The 24519-nt window shown below is 70.3% G+C and carries 23 protein-coding genes; 6 read left to right on the top strand and 17 right to left on the bottom strand.

Annotated features, from left to right (window positions below):
- Window positions 1-18: 18 nt before the first annotated feature.
- Both AB0I43_RS37470 and dapA read right to left on the bottom strand, forming a co-directional pair.
- Complete coding sequence (locus AB0I43_RS37470) at window positions 19-2064, bottom strand: ribonuclease J (protein WP_356979078.1); 2046 nt, start codon at window positions 2062-2064, stop codon at window positions 19-21.
- Window positions 2061-2969 carry a 4-hydroxy-tetrahydrodipicolinate synthase gene (gene dapA / locus AB0I43_RS37465; protein ID WP_356979077.1) on the bottom strand — a complete coding sequence of 303 codons (909 nt, stop codon included), beginning with the start codon at window positions 2967-2969 and terminating at the stop codon, window positions 2061-2063. Before dapA ends, AB0I43_RS37470 begins: the two co-directional genes overlap by 4 nt.
- Before the next feature lie 148 nt (window positions 2970-3117).
- Here dapA and AB0I43_RS37460 point away from each other — a divergent pair, with 148 nt between their 5' ends.
- The gene (locus AB0I43_RS37460; protein ID WP_356979076.1) at window positions 3118-3582 is read left to right on the top strand and encodes a hypothetical protein; all 465 of its coding nucleotides are present in this window, start codon (window positions 3118-3120) and stop codon (window positions 3580-3582) included.
- 3 nt (window positions 3583-3585) lie between these two features.
- On the opposite strand, the gene AB0I43_RS37455 is transcribed toward AB0I43_RS37460, so the two are convergent.
- From AB0I43_RS37455 to AB0I43_RS37440, 4 genes are read right to left on the bottom strand one after another with little or no spacing between them, the layout of a single operon-like run.
- Window positions 3586-4788 carry a crosslink repair DNA glycosylase YcaQ family protein gene (locus AB0I43_RS37455; protein WP_357433558.1) on the bottom strand — a complete coding sequence of 401 codons (1203 nt, stop codon included), beginning with the start codon at window positions 4786-4788 and terminating at the stop codon, window positions 3586-3588.
- 30 nt (window positions 4789-4818) lie between these two features.
- The gene (locus AB0I43_RS37450; RefSeq protein ID WP_356979073.1) at window positions 4819-5853 is read right to left on the bottom strand and encodes a hypothetical protein; all 1035 of its coding nucleotides are present in this window, start codon (window positions 5851-5853) and stop codon (window positions 4819-4821) included.
- Entirely contained in the window at window positions 5846-7174 is a 1329-nt protein-coding gene (locus tag AB0I43_RS37445) for an ATP-binding protein (RefSeq protein WP_356979071.1), read from the bottom strand. Before AB0I43_RS37445 ends, AB0I43_RS37450 begins: the two co-directional genes overlap by 8 nt.
- Window positions 7138-7818, bottom strand: coding sequence for a response regulator transcription factor (locus tag AB0I43_RS37440; RefSeq protein ID WP_356979069.1), 681 nt, complete (start codon window positions 7816-7818; stop codon window positions 7138-7140). The genes AB0I43_RS37445 and AB0I43_RS37440 overlap by 37 nt, the downstream gene beginning before the upstream one ends.
- Before the next feature lie 305 nt (window positions 7819-8123).
- Here AB0I43_RS37440 and AB0I43_RS37435 point away from each other — a divergent pair, with 305 nt between their 5' ends.
- Window positions 8124-8249 carry a hypothetical protein gene (locus tag AB0I43_RS37435; protein WP_356979068.1) on the top strand — a complete coding sequence of 42 codons (126 nt, stop codon included), beginning with the start codon at window positions 8124-8126 and terminating at the stop codon, window positions 8247-8249.
- A 359-nt stretch (window positions 8250-8608) separates the two neighbouring features.
- Here AB0I43_RS37435 and AB0I43_RS37430 read toward each other — a convergent pair whose 3' ends face one another.
- The 5 genes from AB0I43_RS37430 to AB0I43_RS37410 form a co-directional block, all read right to left on the bottom strand.
- The gene (locus AB0I43_RS37430) at window positions 8609-9061 is read right to left on the bottom strand and encodes a flavodoxin family protein (protein WP_356979066.1); all 453 of its coding nucleotides are present in this window, start codon (window positions 9059-9061) and stop codon (window positions 8609-8611) included.
- Between the two features lie 3 nt (window positions 9062-9064).
- Window positions 9065-9490, bottom strand: coding sequence for a hypothetical protein (locus AB0I43_RS37425; protein WP_357433568.1), 426 nt, complete (start codon window positions 9488-9490; stop codon window positions 9065-9067).
- A 56-nt stretch (window positions 9491-9546) separates the two neighbouring features.
- A complete protein-coding gene (dapB, locus tag AB0I43_RS37420; protein WP_356979064.1) occupies window positions 9547-10293 on the bottom strand; it encodes a 4-hydroxy-tetrahydrodipicolinate reductase in 747 nt (248 codons plus the stop codon).
- Between the two features lie 262 nt (window positions 10294-10555).
- Complete coding sequence (locus AB0I43_RS37415) at window positions 10556-11440, bottom strand: NAD(P)-binding domain-containing protein (RefSeq protein WP_356979062.1); 885 nt, start codon at window positions 11438-11440, stop codon at window positions 10556-10558.
- 135 nt (window positions 11441-11575) lie between these two features.
- Window positions 11576-12679, bottom strand: a complete 1104-nt coding sequence (locus AB0I43_RS37410) for an alcohol dehydrogenase catalytic domain-containing protein (protein WP_356979061.1) — start codon at window positions 12677-12679, stop codon at window positions 11576-11578.
- A 154-nt stretch (window positions 12680-12833) separates the two neighbouring features.
- On the opposite strand from AB0I43_RS37410, the gene AB0I43_RS37405 reads away from it, so the two are divergent.
- Both AB0I43_RS37405 and AB0I43_RS37400 read left to right on the top strand, forming a co-directional pair.
- Window positions 12834-13229 (top strand): VOC family protein, encoded by a 396-nt coding sequence (locus AB0I43_RS37405; RefSeq protein ID WP_356979121.1) that lies wholly within the window; start codon window positions 12834-12836, stop codon window positions 13227-13229.
- A gap of 161 nt (window positions 13230-13390) precedes the next feature.
- Complete coding sequence (locus tag AB0I43_RS37400) at window positions 13391-14524, top strand: SGNH/GDSL hydrolase family protein (RefSeq protein ID WP_356979060.1); 1134 nt, start codon at window positions 13391-13393, stop codon at window positions 14522-14524.
- Between the two features lie 3 nt (window positions 14525-14527).
- Here the strand turns inward: AB0I43_RS37400 and AB0I43_RS37395 are convergent, their stop codons facing one another.
- Entirely contained in the window at window positions 14528-15946 is a 1419-nt protein-coding gene (locus AB0I43_RS37395) for a pentapeptide repeat-containing protein (protein WP_356979059.1), read from the bottom strand.
- A gap of 110 nt (window positions 15947-16056) precedes the next feature.
- Complete coding sequence (locus tag AB0I43_RS37390; RefSeq protein ID WP_357433556.1) at window positions 16057-17274, bottom strand: MFS transporter; 1218 nt, start codon at window positions 17272-17274, stop codon at window positions 16057-16059.
- A 90-nt stretch (window positions 17275-17364) separates the two neighbouring features.
- Here AB0I43_RS37390 and AB0I43_RS37385 point away from each other — a divergent pair, with 90 nt between their 5' ends.
- Window positions 17365-17676 (top strand): helix-turn-helix transcriptional regulator, encoded by a 312-nt coding sequence (locus tag AB0I43_RS37385; RefSeq protein ID WP_356979055.1) that lies wholly within the window; start codon window positions 17365-17367, stop codon window positions 17674-17676.
- Window positions 17677-17682: 6 nt separating this feature from the next.
- Here the strand turns inward: AB0I43_RS37385 and AB0I43_RS37380 are convergent, their stop codons facing one another.
- From AB0I43_RS37380 to AB0I43_RS37370, 3 genes are read right to left on the bottom strand one after another with little or no spacing between them, the layout of a single operon-like run.
- Entirely contained in the window at window positions 17683-18900 is a 1218-nt protein-coding gene (locus AB0I43_RS37380) for a cytochrome P450 (protein WP_356979053.1), read from the bottom strand.
- Window positions 18901-18930: 30 nt separating this feature from the next.
- On the bottom strand, window positions 18931-19122 hold the full coding sequence (locus AB0I43_RS37375; RefSeq protein WP_356979052.1) for a ferredoxin: 192 nt from the start codon (window positions 19120-19122) through the stop codon (window positions 18931-18933).
- Between the two features lie 20 nt (window positions 19123-19142).
- Window positions 19143-19790, bottom strand: a complete 648-nt coding sequence (locus AB0I43_RS37370) for a hypothetical protein (protein WP_356979050.1) — start codon at window positions 19788-19790, stop codon at window positions 19143-19145.
- Between the two features lie 221 nt (window positions 19791-20011).
- Between AB0I43_RS37370 and AB0I43_RS37365 the strand changes: the two genes are divergently transcribed.
- Window positions 20012-23059, top strand: coding sequence for a BTAD domain-containing putative transcriptional regulator (locus AB0I43_RS37365; RefSeq protein WP_356979048.1), 3048 nt, complete (start codon window positions 20012-20014; stop codon window positions 23057-23059).
- A gap of 73 nt (window positions 23060-23132) precedes the next feature.
- Here AB0I43_RS37365 and AB0I43_RS37360 read toward each other — a convergent pair whose 3' ends face one another.
- The gene (locus tag AB0I43_RS37360; RefSeq protein ID WP_356979119.1) at window positions 23133-24455 is read right to left on the bottom strand and encodes a pitrilysin family protein; all 1323 of its coding nucleotides are present in this window, start codon (window positions 24453-24455) and stop codon (window positions 23133-23135) included.
- Window positions 24456-24519: the final 64 nt, after the last annotated feature.

Here is a 24519-nt window from a genome sequence, read left to right as displayed (position 1 = left end):
CGGCGCTTTTCGCTGTGCTCAGACTTCGATGACGGTGGGCACGATCATCGGCCGGCGGCGGTAGACGTCGGCGACCCAGCGCCCGACCACGCGCCGCACGCTCTGCGCGATCCGATGGGCGTCGGTGACGTTCTCCCCGGCCAGCCGCAGCAGCTCCGCCTCGACCAGGGCCGCGGCGTCGCTGAGCGCGGTCGGATCATCGGAGAAACCGCGCCCGTTGAGCTCGGGCGTGCTGACCGCCTTGCCGGTGGTGGAATCGATCGCGACGGTGATCGAGATGAAACCGCCCTCGCCCAGCACCAGGCGATCCGAGAGCGTCGACTCGCCGACGTCGCCGACCGAGAGACCGTCGACGTACACGTGCCCGACCGGGAACCGGCCCACGATGGTCGCGATGCCGTCGACCAGGTCGACCACCACGCCGTCCTCGGCCAGCACCACGCGATCCTCCGGCACGCCGGTGGCCACCGCCAGCGCGGCGTTGGCGCGCAGGTGCCGCCATTCGCCGTGCACCGGCATGGCATTGGTGGGCCGCACCGCGTTGTACAGGTACAGCAGCTCACCCGCGGACGCGTGCCCGGAGACGTGCACCTTCGCGTTCTGCTGCGTGATGACGGTGGCGCCGAGCCGGGCCAGGCCGTTCACCACCGCGAACACCGAGTTCTCGTTGCCCGGGATCAGCGAGGACGCCAGCACCACGAGATCGTCGGAGCGGATGTGGATCTGGCGGTGCTCGCCGCGCGCCATCCGCGACAGCGCCGAGAGCGGTTCACCCTGCGAGCCGGTGGAGATCAGCACCAGGCGGTTGCCGGGCAGCGTCGCCGCCACCTCGAGGTCGACCTCCAGGCCGTCGGGCACCCGCAGGTAGCCCAGATCCTGGGCGATCTGCATATTGCGGACCATCGAGCGGCCGATGAAACACACTCGGCGGCCGTGCTTCTCGGCCACGTCGACCACCTGCTGGATGCGGTGCACGTGGCTGGCGAAGGAGGCGATGATGACGCGGTTCTTGGCCTTGCCGATCACCGTGTCCAGTACGCCGCCGATCTCGCGCTCCGGCGTGACGAAGCCGGGCACCTCGGCGTTGGTGGAGTCCACCAGGAACAGGTCGACACCTTCGTCGCCCAGGCGGGAGAACCCGGCCAGGTCGGTGAGGCGGCCGTCCAGCGGGAGCTGATCCAGCTTGATGTCACCGGTGTGCAGCGCGACGCCGGCCGGGGTCCGGATCGAGACGGCCAGCGCGTCCGGGATGGAGTGGTTGACCGCGAAGTACTCGCACTCGAACGGACCGTGGATGGTCGTCTCGCCCTCCACGACCTCCATCAGCTTGGGCTGTAACCGGTGCTCGCGGCACTTGGCGGCGATCAGCGCGAGGGTGAACTTGGCGCCGATGATCGGGATGTCGGAGCGCAGGCGCAGCAGGAACGGCACCGCGCCGATGTGATCTTCGTGACCATGGGTGAGAACCACGGCGACGATGTCGTCGACCCGGTCCTCGATCGGGCGGAAATCGGGCAGGATCAGGTCGACGCCGGGCTGCTGATCCTCCGGGAACAGCACACCGCAGTCGACGATCAGCAGCTTGCCGCCGTACTCGAAAACGGTCATGTTGCGGCCGATCTCACCGATACCGCCGAGCGCGAAGACGCGCAGGCCGTTCTTCGGCGCCTTCGGCGGCAGGCCGAGACGATCCTGGGCGGCCTTGACCGGAGCCTGCGCGGGCGCCTGATCGCGGCGGCCACGACCACCCTGCTGCCGCCCGCGGCCCCCGCGACCGTTGGATTGCTGATTGTTGTCCGATGACTTCTTCTTCGGGGCCTCGTCGGCGTTGCGGGCCTTCTTGCGCGCGGGCGGAGTCTCGGGCTCGGCGTGCATGACCGGCTCGGGGCGCGACTCGGGCGCGGCGGCCACCGGCTCCGGCGCGGCCGCCGGTTCGGCGGCTAGGGCAGGCTCCGGAGCAGGCGATTCGATCCGCTTCGGGGCGGACTGCTCGACCGGGGCGGGTGCACCGGCCGGTCGGCTGGCGGCCCGGCGACGGACGCGGGGTGCGGTGGGCTCGCTCATCCGAGCACCTCCGCCAGGCGCAGGTCGGCGGCCAGGTATTCGAGCTGCTCGTTGCTGGGCATGAGCTGCGGCAGGCGTGGCTCGCCGACATCCACCCCCAGCAGGCGCAGACCACCCTTGGACATCGCCACGCCGCCCAGCCGCGCCATCGCGGTGTTCAGCGGAAGCATGCTCACGTTCAGCGCGCGGGCTCGCACCACGTCACCGGCGGTGTACGCCTCGTGCAGCGCGCGCAGGCGCTCGGGCACGAGATGGCCGATGACGCTGATGAACCCGGTAGCGCCGACCGAGAGCCACGGCAGGTTCAGCGAATCGTCGCCGGAGTAGAACTTCAGGCCGGTGCTGGCGATCAGGTCGGCGCCGGCGTTCAGATCGCCCTTGGCGTCCTTGACCGCGACGATGTTCGGGTGTTCGGCCAGCGTGCGCAGGGTGTCGGGCGTGATCGGCACGACCGAGCGGGGTGGAATGTCGTAGAGCGTGATGGGCAGATCGGTGGCGTCGGCGACCGCGGTGAAGTGCGCGATCAAGCCGTCCTGGGTGGGGCGGGAGTAATAGGGGGTGACCACCAGCAGGCCGTGCGCGCCGGCACGCTGGGCGTTGCGCGCGAGTTCGATGGAGTGCGCGGTGTCGTAGGTGCCCGCGCCCGCGATCACGGTGGCGCGATCGCCGACCGCGTCGACGACGGCGTTGAGCAGATCGAACTTCTCGGACTCGGTGGTGGTCGGCGATTCACCGGTGGTGCCGGAGATCGCGAGCAGGTCGACGCCGCGGTCGACCAGACGGGCCGCCAGGGCTACGCCGGCATCGACATCCAGCTTGCCGTCGGCACTGAAAGGGGTCACCATTGCGACACCGACCGTGCCGGACGCGCTCCGCGGTGTTGGCGTCGATTCACCGTTCGTCATGGTCAGAAAGGCTACCCGGTCCAGAGATCAGGAACGACATCCTGACCGCCGATCGACTGGCCCGCACCGGTGATTCACCTCCCACTCCCGAGATCCACGACATCAATCCGTCCTTGAATGACATCACCAATGACGTCACACTGGTGTCATGGATCTGAACAAGTACACCACCCGGCTGCGCGAAGACCTGATCGCGGCCGCCGCCCTGGGCGACGAGAAGACACAGGCCACCGCCGCGGCCCTGGCCGCGGCCACCGAGAGCTCGGCCCGGCTGGCCCTGCTGGCGGCGCTGTCGGACCTGGCGGCGGAGGTCAGCACCGAGCTGGGCGACCGCACCGTGCACGTCTCGGTGGACGGCACCGACGCCACCGTCGACGTCCGCAAGAACCCGGGCACCGACGAATCGCCGACCTTCGAGGAGATGACCGGTGACATCAGCCGGGTCACCCTGCGCATGGTCGAACAGCTCAAGAGCAAGGCCGAGGAGGCCGCCCAGCAGAGCGGGATGTCGCTGAACGGCTGGCTGCAGAACACCGTCAGCGACGCGCTGCGCCACCAGATGTACGGCGGCCGGTACAAGCGCGACAGCGGGTTCGGCAAGCCCGAGGCCTGAGGCTCACAGCAGCGGCGCGAGATCACCCTTCGCGCCGATAACGATCTCGTCGAGCTCCAGCCAATCGGCCATCTCGCGCAGCGCGCCCCGCAGGGCCGCCGCCGTTTCCGGGGTGGCGCGGCCGGGCTCGGCGAACGCGCCCGGCACCAGCAGGCGGCCGCTCGCGCGCTCGGCGCGCAGATCGACGCGGCCGACCAGCGCACCGTCGAGCAGGAACGGGAAGACGTAATAGCCGTGCACCCGTTTGTGTTCGGGGGTGTAGATCTCGATCCGGTAGTGGAAGTCGAAGATCCGTTCGGTGCGCGGCCGGAAGAAGATGAGCGGATCGAACGGGCACAGCAGCGCCGCGCCCTCGATGGTGCGCGGCGTCTTGGCGGCGGTGTGCAGATAGGCGGGCTTGTCCCAGCCGGTGACTTCGACCGGTTCCAGTTCGCCCAGGGCGACCAGCTCCGCGATCGCGGGCTCGGTCTGGACGCGCTGCATGCGGTAGTAATCACGCAGGTCGGGTTCGGTGGCGATGCCCAGGGCCGTGGCCGCGCGGCGGACCAGCTCGCGATAGGCGTCGGCGTCGGCGACTTCGCGGGCCAGCACCTCGGGCGGGATGACGCGCTCGGTCAGGTCGTAGTGGCGGGCGAAGCCGACGCGTTTGTCCACCGACAGCTCGCCGGTGGCGAACAGCTGCTCGCAAATGATCTTGGTGTCGCTGAGATTCCAGCCCCAATGGTCTTTGGAGCGCGGCTTGTCCAGCTCCAGGTGACGTTCCACCGCACCCGCCGGCAACGGGCCGGAGGCACGGATCACCTCCAGGATGTCCTTGCCCAGCGTGGGGCTGTGCTCGAGCACCCGCTTGGCCGCCTGCCAGCGCCCGTCCCGATACTTCGCCATCCGCCAGCGCATCAGCGGCCAATCCTCGACCGGGAGCAGCGCGGCCTCGTGCGCCCAGTACTCCACCAGCCGCCGGGGGCGGCGCGCGCTGTGGCTCCACGCCGTCTCGTCGAGCAGATCGCGATCGTAGGCGCCGATCCGGGCGAAGACGGGAGCGTAGTGCGCGCGCACCACCGCAGACACCGAATCCAGTTGCAGCAGTTGAGTTCTGCCGAGCGCGTCCAGAATCGACCGGCGGTTGGTGACCGCCGGTTTCCGCCGGCCGAAGCCCTGGGCCGCCAATGCCGTCCGGCGCGCGGCCGCCGCACTCATCCTTCGCACCTGTCGAAGGATGCCACGGGGGTACGACAACTACCGATCCGAGCTCTCGGTCATGACGCTGACCGCGCCCGCGGTGTCGATTTCGGTGCGCCGGTCCAGGTCGGGGGCATTGGCCAGGACGGTGGCCAGGATGCGGCGGCCCATGGGCAGCACCCGGACCGTCACCGAACCGGCGTTCACCGCGTCCAATTCCTTTGTCGCCGCGTCGATGACGCGCTCACGGACCCAGCGCGGCACGCCCGCGAACCCGCCGTCGTCCAGCAGCACCACCTCGACCCCGCGGGAGCGGGCGCCGCGCGCGGCACTGCTCAGCTCGTCGGTGACCAGCTGCGGCGCCCGCAGGCCGTCGCGCAGCTCGGCCTCCAGCAACCGGCACTGCTCGCGTTCCTCGGCGGTCAGGTCGGCCCCGTCGGCGATGCGCTCCAGGATCGGGCGCGCCACCTTGTCCAGCCGCGCCAATTGCCGGTCCCGCTCCCCGTTCTCGGCCGCCATGCCGGCCTCGGCCGCGGCGCGCATCGTCGCCTCCTCGCGCAGCAGGCGCAGCGAGCGCTGGGTCGGGCGCATCAGCGCCGCGCACACCGAGACACCGGCCACGGTGGCGACCGGCACCACCGAGCCGACCAGGACTCCGGCGCGCAGATCGCCGAGCACACCCGCGCCGACCACCACCGCGGCGATGCAGCCGACGCCGAACCAGGCCGCGCCCAACCGCCCCCGCAGCACCAGCACCGCCAGGACGTAGGAGGACGCGAACGCCGTCCACACCGGGCGCGACCAGCCGCTCTGCACGTCCATGGTGGTCAGCGCCGTGGCCACCGGGCCCGAGGCCGTCACGAACAGCGTCGCGGGCCACGGCAGCGGATCCACCGGGATGACCAGCACCAGGACACCCGCGACCACCAGCAGCAGCGCCGCCGTGGCCGCCGCCAGCAGCGGCACGTGCGACAGGTTGCGCACCATGTACAGCACGATCGTCACTTCGAGGATGATCAGGAACAGCCAGGCCGAACCGTCGCGCAGGCCGAGCAGATCGCGCAGCCCGAATTCGTTGCCGCCCTCAGCCATCACTGCCCCACACCAGCGTCACCGTCGTGCCCTCCCCCGGTTGCGATTCCACGAAACCCGCGCCGCCGGCCAGCTGCCGCATCCGGCCCAGAATGCTGACCGAGACGCCGAGCCGGTCCGCGGGCACCTTGCCGAGGTCGAAGCCCGCGCCGTCGTCGCGGAACACCACCCGGATGCCGCCCGCGCTGACCGTGACGCTCACGGTGCGCTGCACCGCGCGGCCGGGCACGGTCGCGTGCCGCAGGCTGTTGCGCACCGCCTCGGCCAGGGCCGCGGCGATGGTGCCCGCGGCCTGCACCGGCAGTCGCAGATCGTCGAAACCCGACCAGCGCCGCGCGGTGACGACGATGCCCGGATTCACCTCGTGCACCGCCGCCCGCAGGAAGCCGATCGCCTGCTTGGCGTTGAGCCGGTCCGGCTCGGCCGCGCCGCCGCGGGCCTCGTCGAGCTGGGCCAGGGTGCGCTCGGCCTGGCGGCGCAGCACCGGGGACTCGGTGCCCGCGCGCGAGGCGTCGAGCAATGTCGAGAGCACCGCGTCGTGGATGAGCGCGGCGAAGCGCGCGCGCTCCCGGTCCCGGGCGGCGGCGCCCGCCGCGACCGCGGCCCGGCTGCTCGCGATCGCGGACTCCCGGTCGACCCGGGCCGCGGCGGCGCGGGCATAGATCGCGCACCACAGGAAGAGCACGCACAGTCCGGCCGCCCGGGCGAAATCGCCGGCCAGCGTCCACGCCGAACCGTGCGGCACCACATACATGTTCGCGACCGCCGAGGCAGCGGCGCCGACCACGAGGTAGACCACGGCCACCAGCGGCCGCCAAGCCAGCGCCGCCGCGAGCACGCCCAGCGCGAACACTCGATACAGCCACACCGCCGTGGCGTCGATGTGCGGCTCCCGATAGGTGAACGGCACCACCGCGAACGCCAGCAGGTAGCAGATCGCCGCCGCGCCCGCGACCCACTGGATGACGCGGGTGCTCAGCCCGAGCGAGACGATCGCGAGCAGCGGGAAGCCGCCGAAGGCCAGCACCACCGTGATCACGGTCCAGACCAGCGGCGCGGCCCGGCTCTGGTCGGCGATCTCGGGGATCTCGGCGAGCACGGCCAGCACCCCGGCGATGCCGAAGGTGAGGCCGAGCCGCCGCAGGATGCGGTCCGAGGCCGGCTCGGACGTTGTCGCGTGGGACACCGCGGCGAACCCCCGGCGCCAGCCCGCGACCCGCAGCGGGTCGAACGAGCCGGCACTCGCGGCGGGTGGTGGGGTGGTGTCCAGCGTGCTGGACGCCGTCATGCCCGGTGGTGCCGCTCGGGAACCGGCAGCCATCCGTCCTCCACCGCCCGCTTGTACAGGTCGGTCTTGGTCGGTGCGGGGCGGCCCGCATCGGCGTATTTCTGGCGGATCCGGCCGAGGTAATCGTTGACGGTCTGTTCGGACAGGCCGGTCAGGCGGGCGACGCGGGAGGCCTTCTCCCCCGAGGCGTACAGGGTGAGCACCTCCTCCTGGCGCGGGCTCAGTCCGACATCGGACAGCTGCGGATCGCCGTCGATGGCGGCGGCCCAGTCGGTGGTGACGACCTGGTTGCCGGAGGCGGCGCGGCGCACCGCGGCCACCACGGTCGAGGCGTCCTCGGACTTGCGCACGACGCCGAGCACGCCGGCGCGCGCGGCGGCCCGGACCATGAAGGCATTGTCGGCGCCGGTGAACACCAGCACCTCGATGCCGCGATCGCGCAGCGCGCGGACATTGTCGTCCGGGGCGGAACCGTCGGCGAGGCGCAGGTCCAGGACCACCAGATCCAGGTCGGTCGCGGTGGGAGCGGTCAGCAGTTCCGGCACGGTGCCGGCCGTCAGCACCAGATCCAGATCCGGCTCCGGTGCCAGCATCGCGGCCAGCCCGATGGCGACGGATTCGTGGTCTTCGACCAAACCGATCCGTCGTGCTGCGACGTCGCCCCCTTCGGCGCTCATCAAAACGACACTCCCATCCCGAGCGAACCCGGTCCACAAACTTCCCCACCGCAACAACGTCATGACGAGTATGACGCGCCGACGGCCGGAAAGGTCAGACACCAGAAATCGGGGGCTTGGCAGAATGTTTTCGAAAGGTGTCAATCCTGCCACTGGTGGCGGCTTCTTGACTTAGCGAAACTTACTGCCATGCAAGCAGTTACCGCAATCGTCGGAGCGGTCACCGTTCTGACCATTCTGGCCACGCTGACCGGAACCGCGATGGCGGCCGGCCTGGCACAGCTCGACGACAAGGAGGCACAGTCGTGACCACCAGCACCTTCCCCTTGAATCCGGTCCATGCGGAGCAGGTCCGCGCCCGCGCCTGGATCGCCCGGATCGTCGCCCTCTTCGGTGCCGCGGGCCAGGCCGTTCCGCTGCACCGCGGCTAACGATCGGTGAGTTGCCTCATACCCTTCCACCCGGAACCTGTTTCCGACCCGCCCCCGGAATCGTTGTGACAGAGGCTATCCCGCGGATCGGCCGCGCGCCGAGCCGATCCCGGCGACGCGACTCGGGTTTGCCGACAGATTGCCAGCTCTCCTACCGTCGACTCGAAATCAGTTCGATCGACCCGAGGAATAGCTGTGCCACTGATCAACCTGGGTTCCGCCGCCCTCGACCTGGCGAACGTCGTGACCAACATCGCGGCCAACATCACCTACCTGCTGCACGCCTGGGGCCTCGCCTGAGGCACGCGCACACCGGCACCGAATGGGGTGGTCCTGCACGGGACCGCCCCATTTGCTTTTCAGCCCATGAGATGCGCGGCCAGGGTGGCGCCGAGCTCCCAGCAGCGTCGCAGATCGTCCTTGCCGGGCGGGCCGGAGAGCACGACCGGCGCGGCCGCCTTCGCCCAGCCGAGGCCGGTCGTGATCGACTCGACGGCGCGCTCCGCCCCCTCGGTGCCCTCGTTGCCGTGCAGGTAGAGCCCGTAGGGACGGCCGCGGGTGGAGTCGAGGCAGGGGTAATAGAAGGTGTCGAACGCGTGCTTGAGGGCGCCTGAGATATAGCCGAGGTTGGCGGGGGTGCCGAGGAGGAAGCCGTCGGCTTCCAGGACGTCGGTGGCGGTGACGGCCAGCGCCGCCCGGCGCACCAGCTCCACGCCCTCGATCTCCGGGTCGGTCGCCCCGGAAACCACGGCCTCGAACATCGCCTGCGTGTGCGGCGACGGGGTGTGGTGGATGAGGAGCAGGCGCGGCATGGGTCAGCTTTCGCGTTCGAGCTTCTCCAGGGCGACCGCGCGGCGCATGGTTTCGCGGGCGCGGGTGCGGTCGCCGGCGTAGTCGTAGGCGCGGGCCAGGCGGTAGGAGACGCGCCAGTTGTCGGGGTCGGCCTCCCATTCCTGCTGGATCCGGCCGAACAGGGTGTCGGCGGCGGCGCGCTCGATGCGGCCGGAGGGGCGGCGGGGCAGGTCGGAGGTGTCCAGCTCCAAGCCTTCCTCGCGCATGCGGCGGGCCAGGTGCTGGTGATCGAGGGCGGCGCGCACGCTGGCCCCGATGATCCAGACGCCGAGCAGCGGCAGGATCAGCACGCCGATGCCGATGACGACGGCGGCGATGTCTCCGGAACCGATCAGCTGGAACGCGATCCGGCCCAGCAGCAGGAAATAGAAGCCGCAGATCACGACCATGACGGCGACGAAGGCGACGACCTTGCGGACGTCGCTGCCGGAGGAACCCTGGACGGTCACAGATCCAGGAACGGGTCGAGCCCGACCGTCAGGCCGGGGTGGTCGGCGATCTCGCGCACGCCCAGCAGCACGCCGGGAGCGAACGACGAGCGATCGATGGAGTCGTGGCGGATGGTGAGCGTCTCGCCCTGGGTGCCGAACAGCACCTCCTGATGCGCGACCAGGCCGGCCAGGCGCACCGAGTGCACGCGCACTCCGTCGACGTCGGCACCCCGGGCGCCGTCCAGTTCGGTGGAGGTGGCGTCGGGGCTCCGGCCGACGCCCGCACGCTCACGCGCCTCGGCGATCAGGCCCGCGGTGCGGTAGGCGGTGCCCGAGGGCGCGTCCGCCTTGTTCGGATGGTGCAGCTCGATGACCTCGACCGATTCGAAGAACCGCGCCGCCTGCTCGGCGAAGCGCATGGACAGCACCGCGCCGATCGCGAAGTTCGGGGCGATCAGGACGCCGGTCTCCGGCTTGCCGGACAGCCAGCCGCGCACCTCGTCCAGGCGGGCGGCGTCGAAGCCGGTGGTGCCGACGACGGCGTGGATGCCGTTCTCCACCAGGAACTTCAGGTTGCCCATCACCACGTCGGGGTGGGTGAAATCGACGACCACCTGGGTGCCGGTCTCGGTGAACGTCTCCAGCGCGTCGTCCTTGTCGACGGCCGCGGACAGCTCCAGATCGGCCGCCGCCTCCACCGCCGCGACGATGGCCTGTCCGACTTTCCCGCGTGCTCCGAGCACACCGACCCGAATGGTCACCACACCTCCTGTGTCCTGGAGCGTTGCCACGCCCCGCGTTCGCAGCCCAGCCTAATAGGCCCCGCGGCGGCCCCCGCGCTCGCAACCGGCTCGCGCCGCTCGCGAGTCGGCATCGGCCGCTCCAGGGGCAGATCACCGGCTCGGCCATGAGCTCGGTCCCCTGCGGATCTCCCCCGCATCGACCGCGCCGAGGTGCAGGCGATCTTCGTCACTTCGCCGCGCAGCTCGACCTCCGAACCCCGGAGCAGCGGCAACAGCCGATTCAGGCCGCGCGGCCGCGCATCACCTCGAACAGGGCCGAAATGCTCTGCTCGCCATAGCCTTTCGCCATCGCCTTGTCGAGCAGCTCGTACATGGGGGCGTGCCAGTCCATGTCTACGCCGGATTCGGCGGCGAGGGCGAGGTCTTCCGCGCGGCCGCCGTGGAAGAGGCCAATCGAGGAGCCGAGCTTGCTGTAATCCCCGGTGTCGATCTCCTCGGCCAGCACCGGCAGGAGGGATTCGATCATCAGCAGCCATTTGCGCGAGTACGGGACCATCGAGGCGGCGGGGAGGCCGCGGGCGGCGAGCACCGCCGCGCCCTCGAAGAAGCCGAGCAGGGCGGGGAGCAGGGTCGCGCCGACGGCGGATTCGTAGAGGGCGGCGAGGTCGGGTTCCGGGCCCAGGTGCACCAGCTCGCCGCCGAGCACACGCAGTACCTCGGCGTGCTCGTCGAACAGGGCGCGATCGCCGCCGAAGTACAGCAGCGTGTCGGGAGCACCTACCGCCGCGGGCACATTCTTGATCGCGCCGCCCAGGTACCGGGCGTCGTGCGCCGCGACCCAGGCGGCCACGGCCCGGGCGCTGCCGGGGCTTCCGCTGCTCAACGTCACCACTGTGCGGCCCGGCAGTGCGCCCGCGGCCGGGCCGAGGATGTCGGGGGTGGTGTCGAGCCCGGCGAGCACGGAGATGATCACCGGGCTGGCCGCGACCGCGTCCGCGAGCGAAACCGCGTGCACGGCACCGTGTTCTGCCAGTTCCGCAGCGCGCTCGGGGCTGCGGTTCCACACCGTGACCGGATGTCCGGCGGCCAGTAACGCGGTGGCCACCGCCCGCCCCATCGAGCCGATTCCCAGTACCGTCACCGGGGTGCGGTTCTCGCCGCTCATGCTGCCTCCCAAGTCGATTCGTCGCGGGCTCGAGCCCGAACGCCATCCTTGGGCGCGGCCGCGCGGACCGACAAGTACCTACTTTTCGGTCTACTACCCCCGGTGCCGGTAAGTATCCAGGTCAGCGCGGCGCGGTCAGTCGAAAACGATGACCTGCCGCAGGGCGTGCCCGGCGGCGAGTTCGTCCATGGCGTGGTTGATCTGGTCCAGGCCGATGTGCGCGGAGACGAGCCGTTCGACAGGCAGGTTCCCGGCACGCCACATGCGGACGTACTCGGGAATGTCGCGGGCGGGCACGGCGGAGCCGAGGTAGCTGCCGACGATGCTGCGCCCCTGCGCGACCAGCGTGAGCGGCGAGATGCTCGCGCGGGCGTCCGGCGCGGGCAAGCCCACGGTGACGGTGGTGCCGCCGGGCGCGGTAGCGGCGACGGCCGTCTCGAAGGCCCGGACATTGCCCGCGGCCTCCACCACGACCTCGGCCTGGATGCCCTGCTCCGCGATCTCCCCGGGGGTGTAGGCCGCGGTCGCGCCGAGTTTCACCGCGAGCGTGAGCTTTTCGGCCACCGTATCGACGGCGATGACCTCCCGGCCGAGCGAAACGCCGACCAGAACCGCGGCCATGCCCACGCCGCCGAGACCGACGACCATGATCCGGTCCCCCGGCCCGGGGCGCGCCGAATTCAGCAGTGCCCCACCGCCGGTGAGCACCGCGCAGCCCAGCACCGCGGCCACCTCCGGCGGCACATCGTCGTCGACGGGCACGACCGAGCGGCGATCCACCACGGCGTGCGTGGCGAAGGCGGACACCCCTAGATGGTGGTGCACCTCGGCCCCGTCGCGGCGCAGCCGGCGGCCGCCGTTGAGGAGCTCGCCGGCGTTGTTGGCGAGACTGCCCGGCCCGCAGGGCGTGCGCCCTTCACTGGCGCACCCGGCACATTCGCCGCAGCGCGGCAGGAAGGTCATCACGACCCGCTGCCCGACCGCGATATCGCCGTCACCGGGACCGACCGCCTCGACCCGGCCCGCTGCCTCGTGGCCGAGCAGCATCGGCACCGGGCGCACCCGGTTGCCGTCCACCACCGAGAGATCCGAATGGCACAGGCCCGCGGCTTCGATGCGCACCAGCAGCTCACCGGGACCGGGCTCGGCGAGTTCGAGCTCGCTGATGGTGATCGGCGCCGACTCGGCGAAGGGCGCCCCGGCCGCGATCCGCTCCAGAACCGCACCACGAATCTTCATTCACCCGACGCTACCGTCCGGGATGGCCTCCGTCACTCGGGGGTTGAAAATCCCGCGTGCGCCGCACTATTCTCGATCACCGTGACGGTGCTCCTGTCGGCCGCCTTGTACCGAGCCCAGGGTCGGGACCGTCACATCCTAGAGGAGTAATTCCCTGTCAGTTCAGTTCAATCACACCATTGTCGGCTGTCACGACAAGCGGGTGTCCGCGGAATTCTGGTCGGACATCCTGGGATTGGAAATCGGAGCGGAAGCGGGTCTTTTCATCCCGCTGACCACCGCGAACGGCGTCACCTTCGATATGGCCGATGTGCCTCCGTTCATCACCGAAATCCAGCCGCAGCACTACGCCTTTCTGATCTCGGAGGCCGAATTCGACGCGGCCTATGCCAAGATCCAGCGCTATAAGCTGGACCATTGGGCAGATCCGCGAAAGCAGGGCGTGAACGTGATCAATCACAACGACGGCGGTCGCGGCGTCTACTTCGAAGACCCCAGCGGCCACTACATGGAGTTGATCACCGTCCCGTACGGAGGGTGGCCGGCGTAATCGAACAAGGGTGGCAGCCATTGCGCTGCCACCCTTTTCGGCACCCAGAACATCGCGTACGATGTGATGTACTCTCGGAAGGCTCAGCGCCACTTCGCATTTGCGACCCAGCAGTACATTTCCCCGCGTATTCGACGCGGGCACCTCGGCAAGGATTCCCCATGCCCATCCCGATTCAGAATCTGATTGTGCTCGGCGACAGCCTTTCGGATATCGGCATCAAACGCGAAGCTCCGACCGGCATGTTCGCGCGTGCCGCGAAGAAAATGCGCACCAACGAAGTCGGCCGTTTCAGTGACGGCAAGAATTGGACCGACTATTTGGTCGAATGGATGGGCGGGGACACGCTGGTCCGCGGCGACAAGAAGACGACCGAGGACATGTCGGTCCCGCATCGATCGCTGACCCGGAATTCCATGGTGCTGCGCACCGATCGCGGCGGTCGTGATCCGGTGCTCTACGCCAACTACGCCGAGGGCGGGGCGATCGCGGCCTCGGATTGGAGCCCCAAGCTGGGCGCGCTCGGCTACCTGAAAACCGAAGTCGCCGGCTACCTGAAGGCACGGGCCAAGCTCGGCGACCACTTCACCGGTCACACGATGCACATCATCTGGATCGGGCTCAACGATCTGATCACCGCGCAGCGCTCCGAGGGCAAGAGCATGTACTCCGAGGACGAGACGATCTTCGAGGTGGGCACCTTCTCGCACACCAAGTCCGGTAAGGGCATTCAGCCGATCGTCGCCGAGATCAAGCAGGTGGTCGACAGCATCGGCAACGCCTTCCCCGAAGCTCGCGACACCGACCACTACATGCTGATCGATCTGCCCAGCCCGAAGATCTCCGTCCGGTTCCAGGACAAGATCGCGGACGGGCGCATGAAACTCGTCGACAAGTTCGAGCAGAACACCAAGACCTTCAACGACATGCTCGAATACACCACCACGCACTGGCCCGCGGATCCCAGCGGTTATCCGGGCGCGAAACGGGAGAACATCCAGCTGGTGCGGATGTGCGAGTTCATGAACGCGGTGTCGGCCAACGCCAAGGCCTTCGACCTCACGCCGCTGGCGCAACCGCCGGGCGTGCAAGTGATCTACGGCAGCGCCACCGATGCCTCCGAACCGGCCATCCGGCGCGCGCTCACGACCAGCGATCTGGCGCACCCGACCCAGGCGGTCTACCAGCTGATCGCTCGCAAGATCGCCGACCAGCTGGTCCAGAAGTACACACTGGGCTGGCTGGACGCCGAATCCTGGCCGGAGAAGCGGCCGTTCGCGACCGTCGACTACTAGGGCTCAGGCCTCCGGCACCAGGTCCAGTGCCGGAGGCCACGGGCTGGGCCGTACCGCGGCCGGTCGGCCGGCCGGGTTCTCGTCCCAGTCGAAGCGCACGCCCACCCAGGCGGTGGGGTGGTCGAACAGGACCTGACCGGCGGTGAAGCGCGCGTCGGCGAAGGACACGTCGCCGAAGAAGTCGCAGGCGGTGAAATCGGCGCTGCGGCCGCCGATGACGGCGCGGGCGAAGGTGGCGCCGCCGTGGAACTGGGCCTTGGCGAAGTCGATCTGCCGGGTGAGCCTAGTGCGCCGCCAGGCCTGCGCGCCGAAGCGGGCCTCGTCGAATTCGAGGGTGGCCGCACAGAAGTGCGCGCCGCTGAACGCGACGCGCACACCGCCGAAAACGGTGTGCGCGAACGACACCCGCTCCCCGTCCACGGTCGCGCCCTCGAAGGAGGTCAGCTCGGCCCCGAAGGCGGCCGCCCGGAACGAGGCTTCCGCGCCGACGAAGCGGGCCCCGGTGAAGCCCGTCCGGTCGCCGGCGAAGACCGCGTCATCGAAGGACAGGGACGGGGATTTGAACACCGCCTCGTCGAAACCGGTGTGCTCGCCGCGGAATTCGGCCCGATCGAACACGACCGGCGCCTCGGCGAAGACCGCGCCGTGGAAGCTGACGTGCCGGCCGGTGAACCGCGCGCGTTCGAAATCGGTGCGCAGATCCCCGACGAACCGCGCACCGGCGAAAAGTGTCCAGCGCCCGCCGAATTCGACGCCCTGGAAGTCGGCGTCGTCGAAGACCGCCCCGGTGAAGTCGAAGTCGCACTGGGACCAGGAGACGTCGGCATAGCGCCGGGACGGCCCGTCCGGGGAGGCCCGGCGCAGGTGCTCGGCGATCACCCGGACGATGGTGCGCCGCACCTCTCGCTCGTCGCGACGGATGTGGTAGACGCGTTCCACCCGGCTGCCCGGCTCCTGCAACGATTCCGCGCGCGAGACCAGATGATTCGCGCCGTCGCCGGGTTCGTAGGGTAATCGCAGGTAGCCGCACAGCACATCGATGCACTGCTGACGGCGGCGCAGGGTGGAGCATTCGTCGGCGATCACCGCGACGGCGTAGGCGCCGGCGATCCGCACCGCCGGGTCCTCGTCCCCGAGCTGGCGGACCGCGCCGCCGATGAGTTCGGCGAAGCGGCCGCGTTCCAGGTCGCGCTGGCGGCGATAGGCGACGGTGACGGCGACCGCGCCGCCGATGCCCGCGAGCACCGCGAGCGCGATGGCGGTGAGCTGCACCTGGTTCGGGCGTTCGGCCTGCACACCGAGCCCGAGGCGCAACAGCCACCAGGTCAGGGCGCCGAGCGCGAGTCCGAGCAGCACCACCGTCGACACCGCGAGAAACAGCGCCGCGCGGCGCACCCGGTCGCTCAACCGCCCCCATCGCATGAGGGGGATGTTAAACGGCGATGGTGCGCCGCGCCTACAGGACAAGATCGGCTACGCCTGTGCCCCAGCTCTTTTCAGATGTCACCTATCCGAAAGTGGAACGGGTCTGTTCAGGCCGACTGGTCGGGATCTCGATGGCCGCGCAGCCCGAGCCCGGCGGCGATCAGGCACGCGACGGCGACCACGCCGACGAACCACGGGAAGACGTTGTCCAGCCCCCACGTGGTGGCGGCCCAGCCCGCGAGGATGGTCGGCAGCGCCATCGCCGAGTAGGCCAGCAGGTAGTACGCCGACATCGTCTCGCCCCGCTTGTGCTGCGGCACCACGTTGGACAGGTGCCGCAGCGAACCGCCGAAGCCCAGCCCGAAGGTCAGCCCCAGCGCCACGCCCGCGACGAGCACCGCGACCCAGTTGTGGGTGGCCAGCGCGGGCACGGTCAGAATCAGCGCGAGCGCCATGCCGGTGTCGCCGAGGATGGCGGCGCGCCGGGCCGGGATGCCGGTCGCGAACAGCTGCGCCAGCGCGCCCGAGGACGCGGTCGAGGCCACCACCGCACCGCCGAAGACCAGGTTGTGGATGCCGGTCTGCTGCGCGGCCAGCGACGGATACAGCGACAGCAGCACGCCGAGCACCGACCAGGCCGCCATCACGCCGATTGCCGAGAACCAGAAGTCGGCGCTGATCTCCTGCGGTACAGCGGGTTTCGCGATCCGGATGCGGCCCGCGACGCGGGCGGCGTGCGGTTCGCGCAGGGCGAGCACGCCGACGCCGATGATCAGGCACAGCACGGTGATCACCACGTAGGGCGTGCGCAGCGGATTCGGCGCGTACTGCGCCAGCAGGGCCGACCCCAGAATCGCCACCGCCATCCCGACGTTGAAGGCGACGCCGGTGAGCTGGCCGGAACGCGCGCCCCGGTGCGGGCGCAGATCCAGCAGCGCCGCCGCGCCCGCCACCACCGTCGAGCCGACCGCGAGCCCGTGCAGAGCCCGGGCCAGCAACAGCATTCCCACGGAGTCGGCCAGCATGAAGACCACGAGGCCGGCGATCATGGTGGCGAACGCGCCCAGCAGCACCGGTTTCCGGCCGAGGACATCCGAGATCCGCCCGGAGACCAGCACCGCGGCCAGCGCGGCGAAGGCATAGACGGCGAACACCAGGGTCGTGGTCAGCGGCGAGAGATGCCACTGCTGCTCGTAGATGCCGTACAGCGGGGCCGGTACGCCCGACACACCGAGGGCGACACCGCTGGCCACCAGCACCAGCGGATAGGCCCAGCGTTGCCCGGTCCGGTGGTCGGCGGACACCGCCGCTGTCACTGCCATCATCACTCCGATCAGGTAAGTTTGATGTCGATCGAACTTCAGTCGACCCTACGCCCGGTACGACGATCATCGAACCCACCTGTGAGGCAGATCATGACCGAACCCCACGAACCGCTGCCGCCGGTCGCCTCGCTTCCCGCTGTGCTCGCCGCCCTGCAGGACCCGATTCGCCTGGAGATGATCCGCCGGCTCAGCAATACCGGCGACGCCGTGCGCTGCAGCGCCCTCTACGAGGTGATCAACAAGTCCACCGCGACCCACCACTTCAAGATCCTGCGCGACGCCGGGCTCATCGAACGCCTCGTCATCGACGGCCAGATCCATCAGCGCCTGCGCGCCGACGACGTCGATCAGGCGCTGCCCGGGCTGCTGCCCGCGATCGTCACCGCCGCGAATCAGAGCTGACCGCGCTCAGTCCGTCGTCCAGGTGACCGGAAGCGCGTGCACGCCATAGATATTCATGTCGGTCCGCAGCGGCACCTCGGCCGCCGGCACCGCCAGCGCGAGCGACGGGAAGCGCCGCAGCAGTCCCGCGAACCCGGCGCGCATCTCGATCCGGGCCAGCTGCTGGCCCAGGCACTGGTGGATGCCGTGGCCGAACGCCACCAGACCGCGGGCCCGGCGATGCACGTCCAGCGTGTCGGGGTCGTCGAACCGCTCCGGATCGTGGTTGGCGGCCAGCAGCGACACCACGACCGTCGACCCCTCCCGGATCAGCTCGCCGCCGAGTTCGATGTCCTCGGTGGCATAGCGATAGAAGATGTCGGCGACCGACAGATAACGCAGCAGCTCCTCGACCGCGTCCGGCACCAGCGCCGGATCGGCGTGCAACTCGGCCAGCTGGCCGGGGTGCTCCAGCAGCGCGAAGGTGCCCAGCGCCAGCATGTTCGCGGTGGTCTCGTGCCCGGCCAGCAGCAGCAGGAACGCGATGCCCACCAGTTCCTCGATGCTGAGATCCTCGTCGCGGGCCAGATCCGAGAGGATGTCGTCGCCGGGCTCGGCGCGCTTGCCGACCACCAATCCGGCCAGATAGGTGTTGATCGCGATGAGCGCGCCCATCTTCTCCTCCAGCGTCTGATCCTTGACCAGGAACTGGGCGGAATTGACCTGGAAGGTCGCCCGGTCCTCGTACGGGACGCCGAGCATTTCGCAGATCACCAGCGACGGCACCGGCAGTGCGAACTCGGTGACCAGATCGACCGGCGGCGTCAGTTCGGCCATCGCGTCCAGTTGCTGCTCGGTGAGTTCGACGATGCGCTCCTCGAGCTGCTTCATCCGGCGCACCGTGAAGGCGCCGGTGAGCTTGCGGCGCAGCCGGGTGTGATCCGGCGGATCCATGGCGATGAAAACGCCGGGCATCGGCGGCGAGGGCTCGGTCGGTGCGGGCATGCCCGGCGTCTCGAACGGCACCCGGACGATGCCTATGTCCTGGCGCGAGCTGAACCGGGTGTCGGCCATGAGCTGACGGACCGCGTGGTACCCGGTGACGAGCCAGCCCTCGTGGCCGTCGGGGAAGATCATCGGGCTCACCGGCCGCGCGTCCCGCAGCCGGGAGATCTCGCTGGGCGGATCGAAGGGATTCACGTCGCGCTGCATCGGAAGACCGTGCGGGACCGGAACTGTGTTCATGAGATTCTTCCTTTGGTTGGATCGCCGGCTTCAGCCGGCGATGGTGAGCGCGCCGGACGGGCACACCAGAACGGCCTCGCGGACCTGCGCCTCGTCCTCGGCTCCGGGCGTGCGCTCCAGCAGCACCCGGCCGTCCGCGAGGTCCTGGTCGAAAATTCCGGGGGCGGTCAGCGCGCACATGCCGGCGCTGATGCAGCGGTCCCGGTCCACCCTGAGTTCCATCGGCTCGGTCCTCTCGGAACTCAGGCGGCCAGCGCGTGCCGGATGACGACGTTGCCGTAGGCGTTGCGGGCGTAGACCCGGACCACATCGGCGTCCGAGTGCGGCTGCGCGACCGGCTGCATCAGGTTCTGCACACTGCCGAACAGGGCGTTGACCTGGAGTTCGGCGGCGCTGCCGGGACGGATGCCGACCTCGAGCTCGCCGTAGGAGGTCTCCAGCCGGAACTCGCCGCGCGCGGCCTCGCCGATCCGGATATTGCCCTTGGCGGTCTTCGCGGTCACCGAACCCTGCGGGCGCTCCAAAGTGATGTCGCCCGCGGAGATCTCCAGATCGCAGCGGCCGAGCTCGCCGGCGCCCAGCACCCGGCCGACCCCCGCGGTGCCCGCGAGCTGCGACCCCGTGGGGGCCAGGATGGACACCTCGATCGACGGATTGCCGCCGAAGGGGGTGTAGGTGCGCCACTGCTTGGGCATGCGCACCGTCAGCACGCCGGCGGCGAACTCGACGGTGGTCAGTTCGGCGGCCCGGACATCGGCCTTCTTGGCCGGGTCGGCCGGGCGGATCTCGACGACGGTGTCGGAGCGGTCCGCGGCGATGACGGTGACACCGCCCGAGATCACGTCGAGGGTGATGGCGATCGGGGCGGGGGTCTGGAACGTGGCGGTCATGGTGCTGTCCTTCGGTCGGTGTTGCGACTACTTTCGCCAGCCCGCCTGATACGGACCTGACACCGGCCTGACACCGCGAAAACACCTGTTCAAAGCATGGAATACGGGCCAGGTAGGTGCGATCGGCGCGTCGGCGGCAGAATGGTCCGGTGCAGATCGGGATACTTGGGCCACTCGACATCCGGGTAGCGGACGGATCGATCGAGGTACCCGGTGCCCGGTTGCGAACCCTGCTCATCGCGCTCGCGCTGCAACCGGGCCGGGCGGTGCCGAAAACGACGCTGGTCGACTGGATCTGGGGTGAGCAGCCACCCGCCGATGTCGCGAACGCCTTGCAGGCGCTGGTTTCCCGACTACGCCGGCTACTCCCCGACGGCTCACTGGACGTGCAGCCCGGCGGCTACCGGCTGACCGTCGAACCCGACGCGGTCGACGCCGTGCGGTTCGAGCGCCTGCTCGACCAGGCGCGCGGCGGTGGGGACGCACAGCAGGCCGAGCTCCTGGCCGAAGCCCTGGAGCTGTGGCGCGGAGCTCCGATGCAGGGGGTGGACCTGCCCGACAGCGCGGTCGTCGACGCGGTGATCACCCGGCTGGAGGGGCTGCGGCTGGCCGCGCTCGAGGACCGCTACGAGGCCGAGCTGCGTCTCGGTCGCGGCGCGGACCTGGTCGCCGAACTGACCGAGGCGGTGACGCGAAATCCGGTGCGGGAGCGCCTGGTCGCCGCGCTGATGCAGGCGCTGGCCGCCGCGGGGCGGGCGGCCGAGGCGCTCACCGTGTATCAACAGGCGCGCGAAGCGCTGGCCGACTCGCTCGGCGTGGATCCGTCGCCGGAGTTGTCCGAACTGCACGTCGCCCTGTTGCGCGGCGACGTCCGCGCCGACGAGACCGACCGTCGCACCAATCTGCGCGCCGAGCTGACGCGATTCGTCGGCACCTACGCCGATGTCGCGGCCGTGCGCGATCTCATCGCCGGTCATCGGCTCACCACCCTGACCGGGCCCGGCGGTACCGGGAAGACCCGGCTGGCGGTGGAAACCGCGCGCACCATGCTGGCGGACCTGCCCGACGGCGCGTGGCTGGTCGAGCTCGCCCCGCTCGGCCCCGCCGGCGATGTCGCCCAGGCCGCACTGGCCGCACTGGGCCGCCGCGACGCCCTGCTCGGCGCCTCGAACGCGGAACCGCTCGATCGGTTCGTCGCGGCCATCCGGGACCGCGAGACGCTGCTGATCCTGGACAACTGCGAGCACCTGATCGAGGCCGCCGCGACCTTCGCGCATCGGGTGCTCGGCGAATGCGCGGGCTTGCGAATCCTCGCGACCAGCCGGGAACCGCTCGGCATCACCGGCGAGGCGCTGTGGCAGGTCGAACCGCTGGCCCTGCCCGGCCCCGGCGCGGACCCCGCGCAGATCGAGTCCTCCCCCGCCGTCCAGCTGCTGCGGGACCGAGCGGGCGCGGTGCGCCAGGACCTCGGCGCCGACGCGGCCAGCCTGGCCACGATGGCGCGCGTCTGCCGCGCCCTGGACGGCATCCCGCTGGCCATCGAACTCGCCGCGGCCCGGTTGCGGACCATGACGCTGGACCAGCTGGCGCACCGCCTCGACGATCGCTTCCGGCTGCTCACCGGCGGCAGCCGCACCGCGCAGCCGCAGCACCGGACCCTGCGCGCGGTCGTCGATTGGAGCTGGGAACTGCTCAGCGACGCCGAACGTGCGGTGCTGCGGCGGCTTTCGGTGTTCGCGGGCGGCGCGAGCCTGGCCGCGGCCGAGCACGTGTGCGCGGACGCGGCGGTGGAGCAGTGGGAGGTACTGGATCTGCTGACCGCGCTGACCGAGAAATCGCTGCTGGTCAGCACCGGGGACGCCGAGCCGCGCTACCGGATGCTGGACACCATCAAGCAGTACGCGTCGGAGCGGCTGACCGAGGCGGGCGAAGCGGACACGGCCCGCCGGGCCCACCTGGCGTACTACACCGGCCTCGCGGAAGCCGCGGACCCGCACCTGCGCCGGGCCGAGCAGCTGGAGTGGCTCGCGATCCTGGAAGCCGACCAGGACAACCTGGCCGCGGCGATGCGTGCGGCGCTCGCCGAGCCGGACGCACCCGGCGCCATGGGCCTGGCCGCCAGCGCGGGCTGGTTCTGGTGGCTCAGCGGGCACAAGGCCGAGGGCATGGAGCTGATCACCGCGGCGGCCGCGCTGCCCGGCGAGGTGGACGACGCCACCCGGGCCATGGTGTACGCGCTGGTCGTGCATTTCATGAGTTCCGGGCCCAGCGACGACGCCGGGGTGGCCGAATGGATCCACCGGGCCCACGAATTCAGCCGCCGCAGCGAATCCCGTTACCCGCTGCTGGTTTTCATCGACGCGCTGGAGCGCATGACCCAGGGCACGGACGCCCTGCTGCCCGCCTTCGAGCCGCTGCTCACCGACGAGGACCCGTGGGTGCGCGCGCTGGCCCGGTTGCAGGTCGGCAAGGCCCGGATCGTCCTCGGCCACGCGGGCCACGAACCCGACGACTACCTCGCGCAGGCGCTCGCGGAGTTCACGGCCGTCGGTGAACGCTGGGGCATCTCGTTCGCGTTGACGGAGCTGGCGATTCGCATCGCCACCCGCGGCGATTTCGCCGCCGCCTGCGCGCACCTGGAGCGATCGATCGCGGTGGTCTCCGAGATCGGCGCGGTCGAGGACATCTACCTGATGCGAGCCCGGCAGGCCCAACTGCACTGGCTGATGGGCGACGCCGCGGCGAGCGCGGCCGCCGCGGCCGACGCGCGACGGTACGCCGACCAGTCCGCCTGGCCCGCCGCCCTGGCCGAATTGGCCCTGACCGAGGCGGAATTGGCTCGCTGGCAGGGCGACGTGGCCGAGACCTACCGCCGGATCGACGCCGCCACGGCCGAGCTGGGCAGCGCCACCGAGCACGCGCCGTATCTGGACGCCGTGGTGCACAACCTGCGCGGCTTGCTCGCCGAGGATCTGGACGAGGCCCGCAAGCAGCACGCCGAGGCCTACGAACGCGCGACGGCCACCGGTTACGCACCGTTGATCGCCCAGATCCTGGTCGGCATCGCGGATCTGGCACTGCGGGCGGAACAACCCAGGCAGGCCCTGGCGTTGCTCGCCGCGAGCACCGAGGTGCGCGGACTCGCCGATCACGCCCAGCCGGACACCGCCCGGATCGAGCAGGCGGCACGCGAGCGGCTCGGCGCGAGCACGAGTACGGACGAGGCGCTGGATTGGCCCGCCCTCGTCGCGGCTGTCCTCACCCGCTGAGCTGTCGTCCGGGCGGGGTCGGCCCGCCCGGAACCGCGGGCGCGGTCAGCGGCCCTCCGGCCGCGACCGGTTGTCAGGCGTCGACCAAGCGGCGCACCGCGACCGGCAGCTCCCGCGTACGCCGGTACGGACCCGCCACCGACGCCGCGAACGGCCGCGAGAGCAGGGTGTGCGCCACCGCCGAGACCTCCTCGGTGGTGACCGTGTCGATCCGGGTGAGCGTCTCGGAGACGCTGCGGTGGTTGCCGTAGCTGAGTTCGCTGCGGCCGATGCGGTTCATGCGGGAGGCGGAATCCTCCAGGCCCAGCACCAGGCCGCCGCGCAGCGAGCCCTTGGCGCGGGCGCATTCGGCGTCGGTGATGCCGTGCTCGGCGACCTCCTCCAGCACACCGCGCGCGAGCGCCGCGACCTGGCCCAGATTCTCCGGCTGGCAGCCGATGTAGACCGAGAACGCGCCGGTGTCGGCGAAGGTGTCGACGCTGGAATACACCGAGTACGCCAGGCCGCGCTCCTCCCGGATGCGCTGGAACAGCCGCGAACTCAGCCCGCCGCCGACGACGGTGTTGAGCACCGACAGCGGCCAGCGCCGCGCACCCTCGTGCCGCCCGAAGGCGCGCACACCGAAGGTGAGGTGCGCCTGCTCGCTGTCGCGATGACTCCAGTGCAACTCGGGCACGCCCGCGGGACGGAACCGTCCTTCGCGCCGCCCGGCCGGAGCCGCCGACATGTCGAGCCGGTGCGCGAACGCGCGATGCACCAGCTCCACGGTGTGATCGTGATCGATGTTGCCCGCCACCGCGACCACCATCCGGTCCGGCCGGTACCGGCGCTGATGGAAGGAACGCAGTTGCGCGGCCTGCATCGCCTCGATCGACTCCACCGAACCGATCACCGGCCGCCCGATCGGGTGATCGCCGAACAGCGCGGTGAGGAACGCGTCGCCGACCATGTCCTCGGGATCGTCGTCCCGCATGGCGATCTCCTCGAGCACCACCTGGCGTTCGACGTCCACGTCGGCGGACCGGCACAGCCCGTTCAGCACCACGTCGGTGACCATGTCCACCGCGAGCGGCAGATCCTCGTCGATGACGTGGGCGTAATAGCAGGTCTGCTCCTTGGCGGTGAACGCGTTCAGCTCACCGCCGACCGCGTCCATCGCCTGGGCGATGTCCAGGGCCGAGCGCGTCGGCGTGGCCTTGAACAGCAGGTGCTCCAGGAAATGCGCGGCCCCGGCCACGGTGGGGCCCTCGTCGCGCGATCCGACGCCGACCCACACGCCGATCGAGGCCGAGCGCACACCGGGCACATGCTCGGTGACCACGCGTAGCCCGCCGGGCAGCACGGTTCGGCGCACGCCGGAATCGACGGAGTGCGAGAGGGATTCGTCGGTTCTCAGGAGTGACGAGCCCCCCTGCTCGGTGGCGAGCAGGGGGGCCGTCTTCTTCTTCGTCACAGAGACA

The sequence above is a fragment of the Nocardia sp. NPDC050435 genome (assembly GCF_040655395.1).
GTDB lineage: Bacteria > Actinomycetota > Actinomycetes > Mycobacteriales > Mycobacteriaceae > Nocardia.
This window is presented reverse-complemented; position numbering and strand designations above follow the sequence as displayed.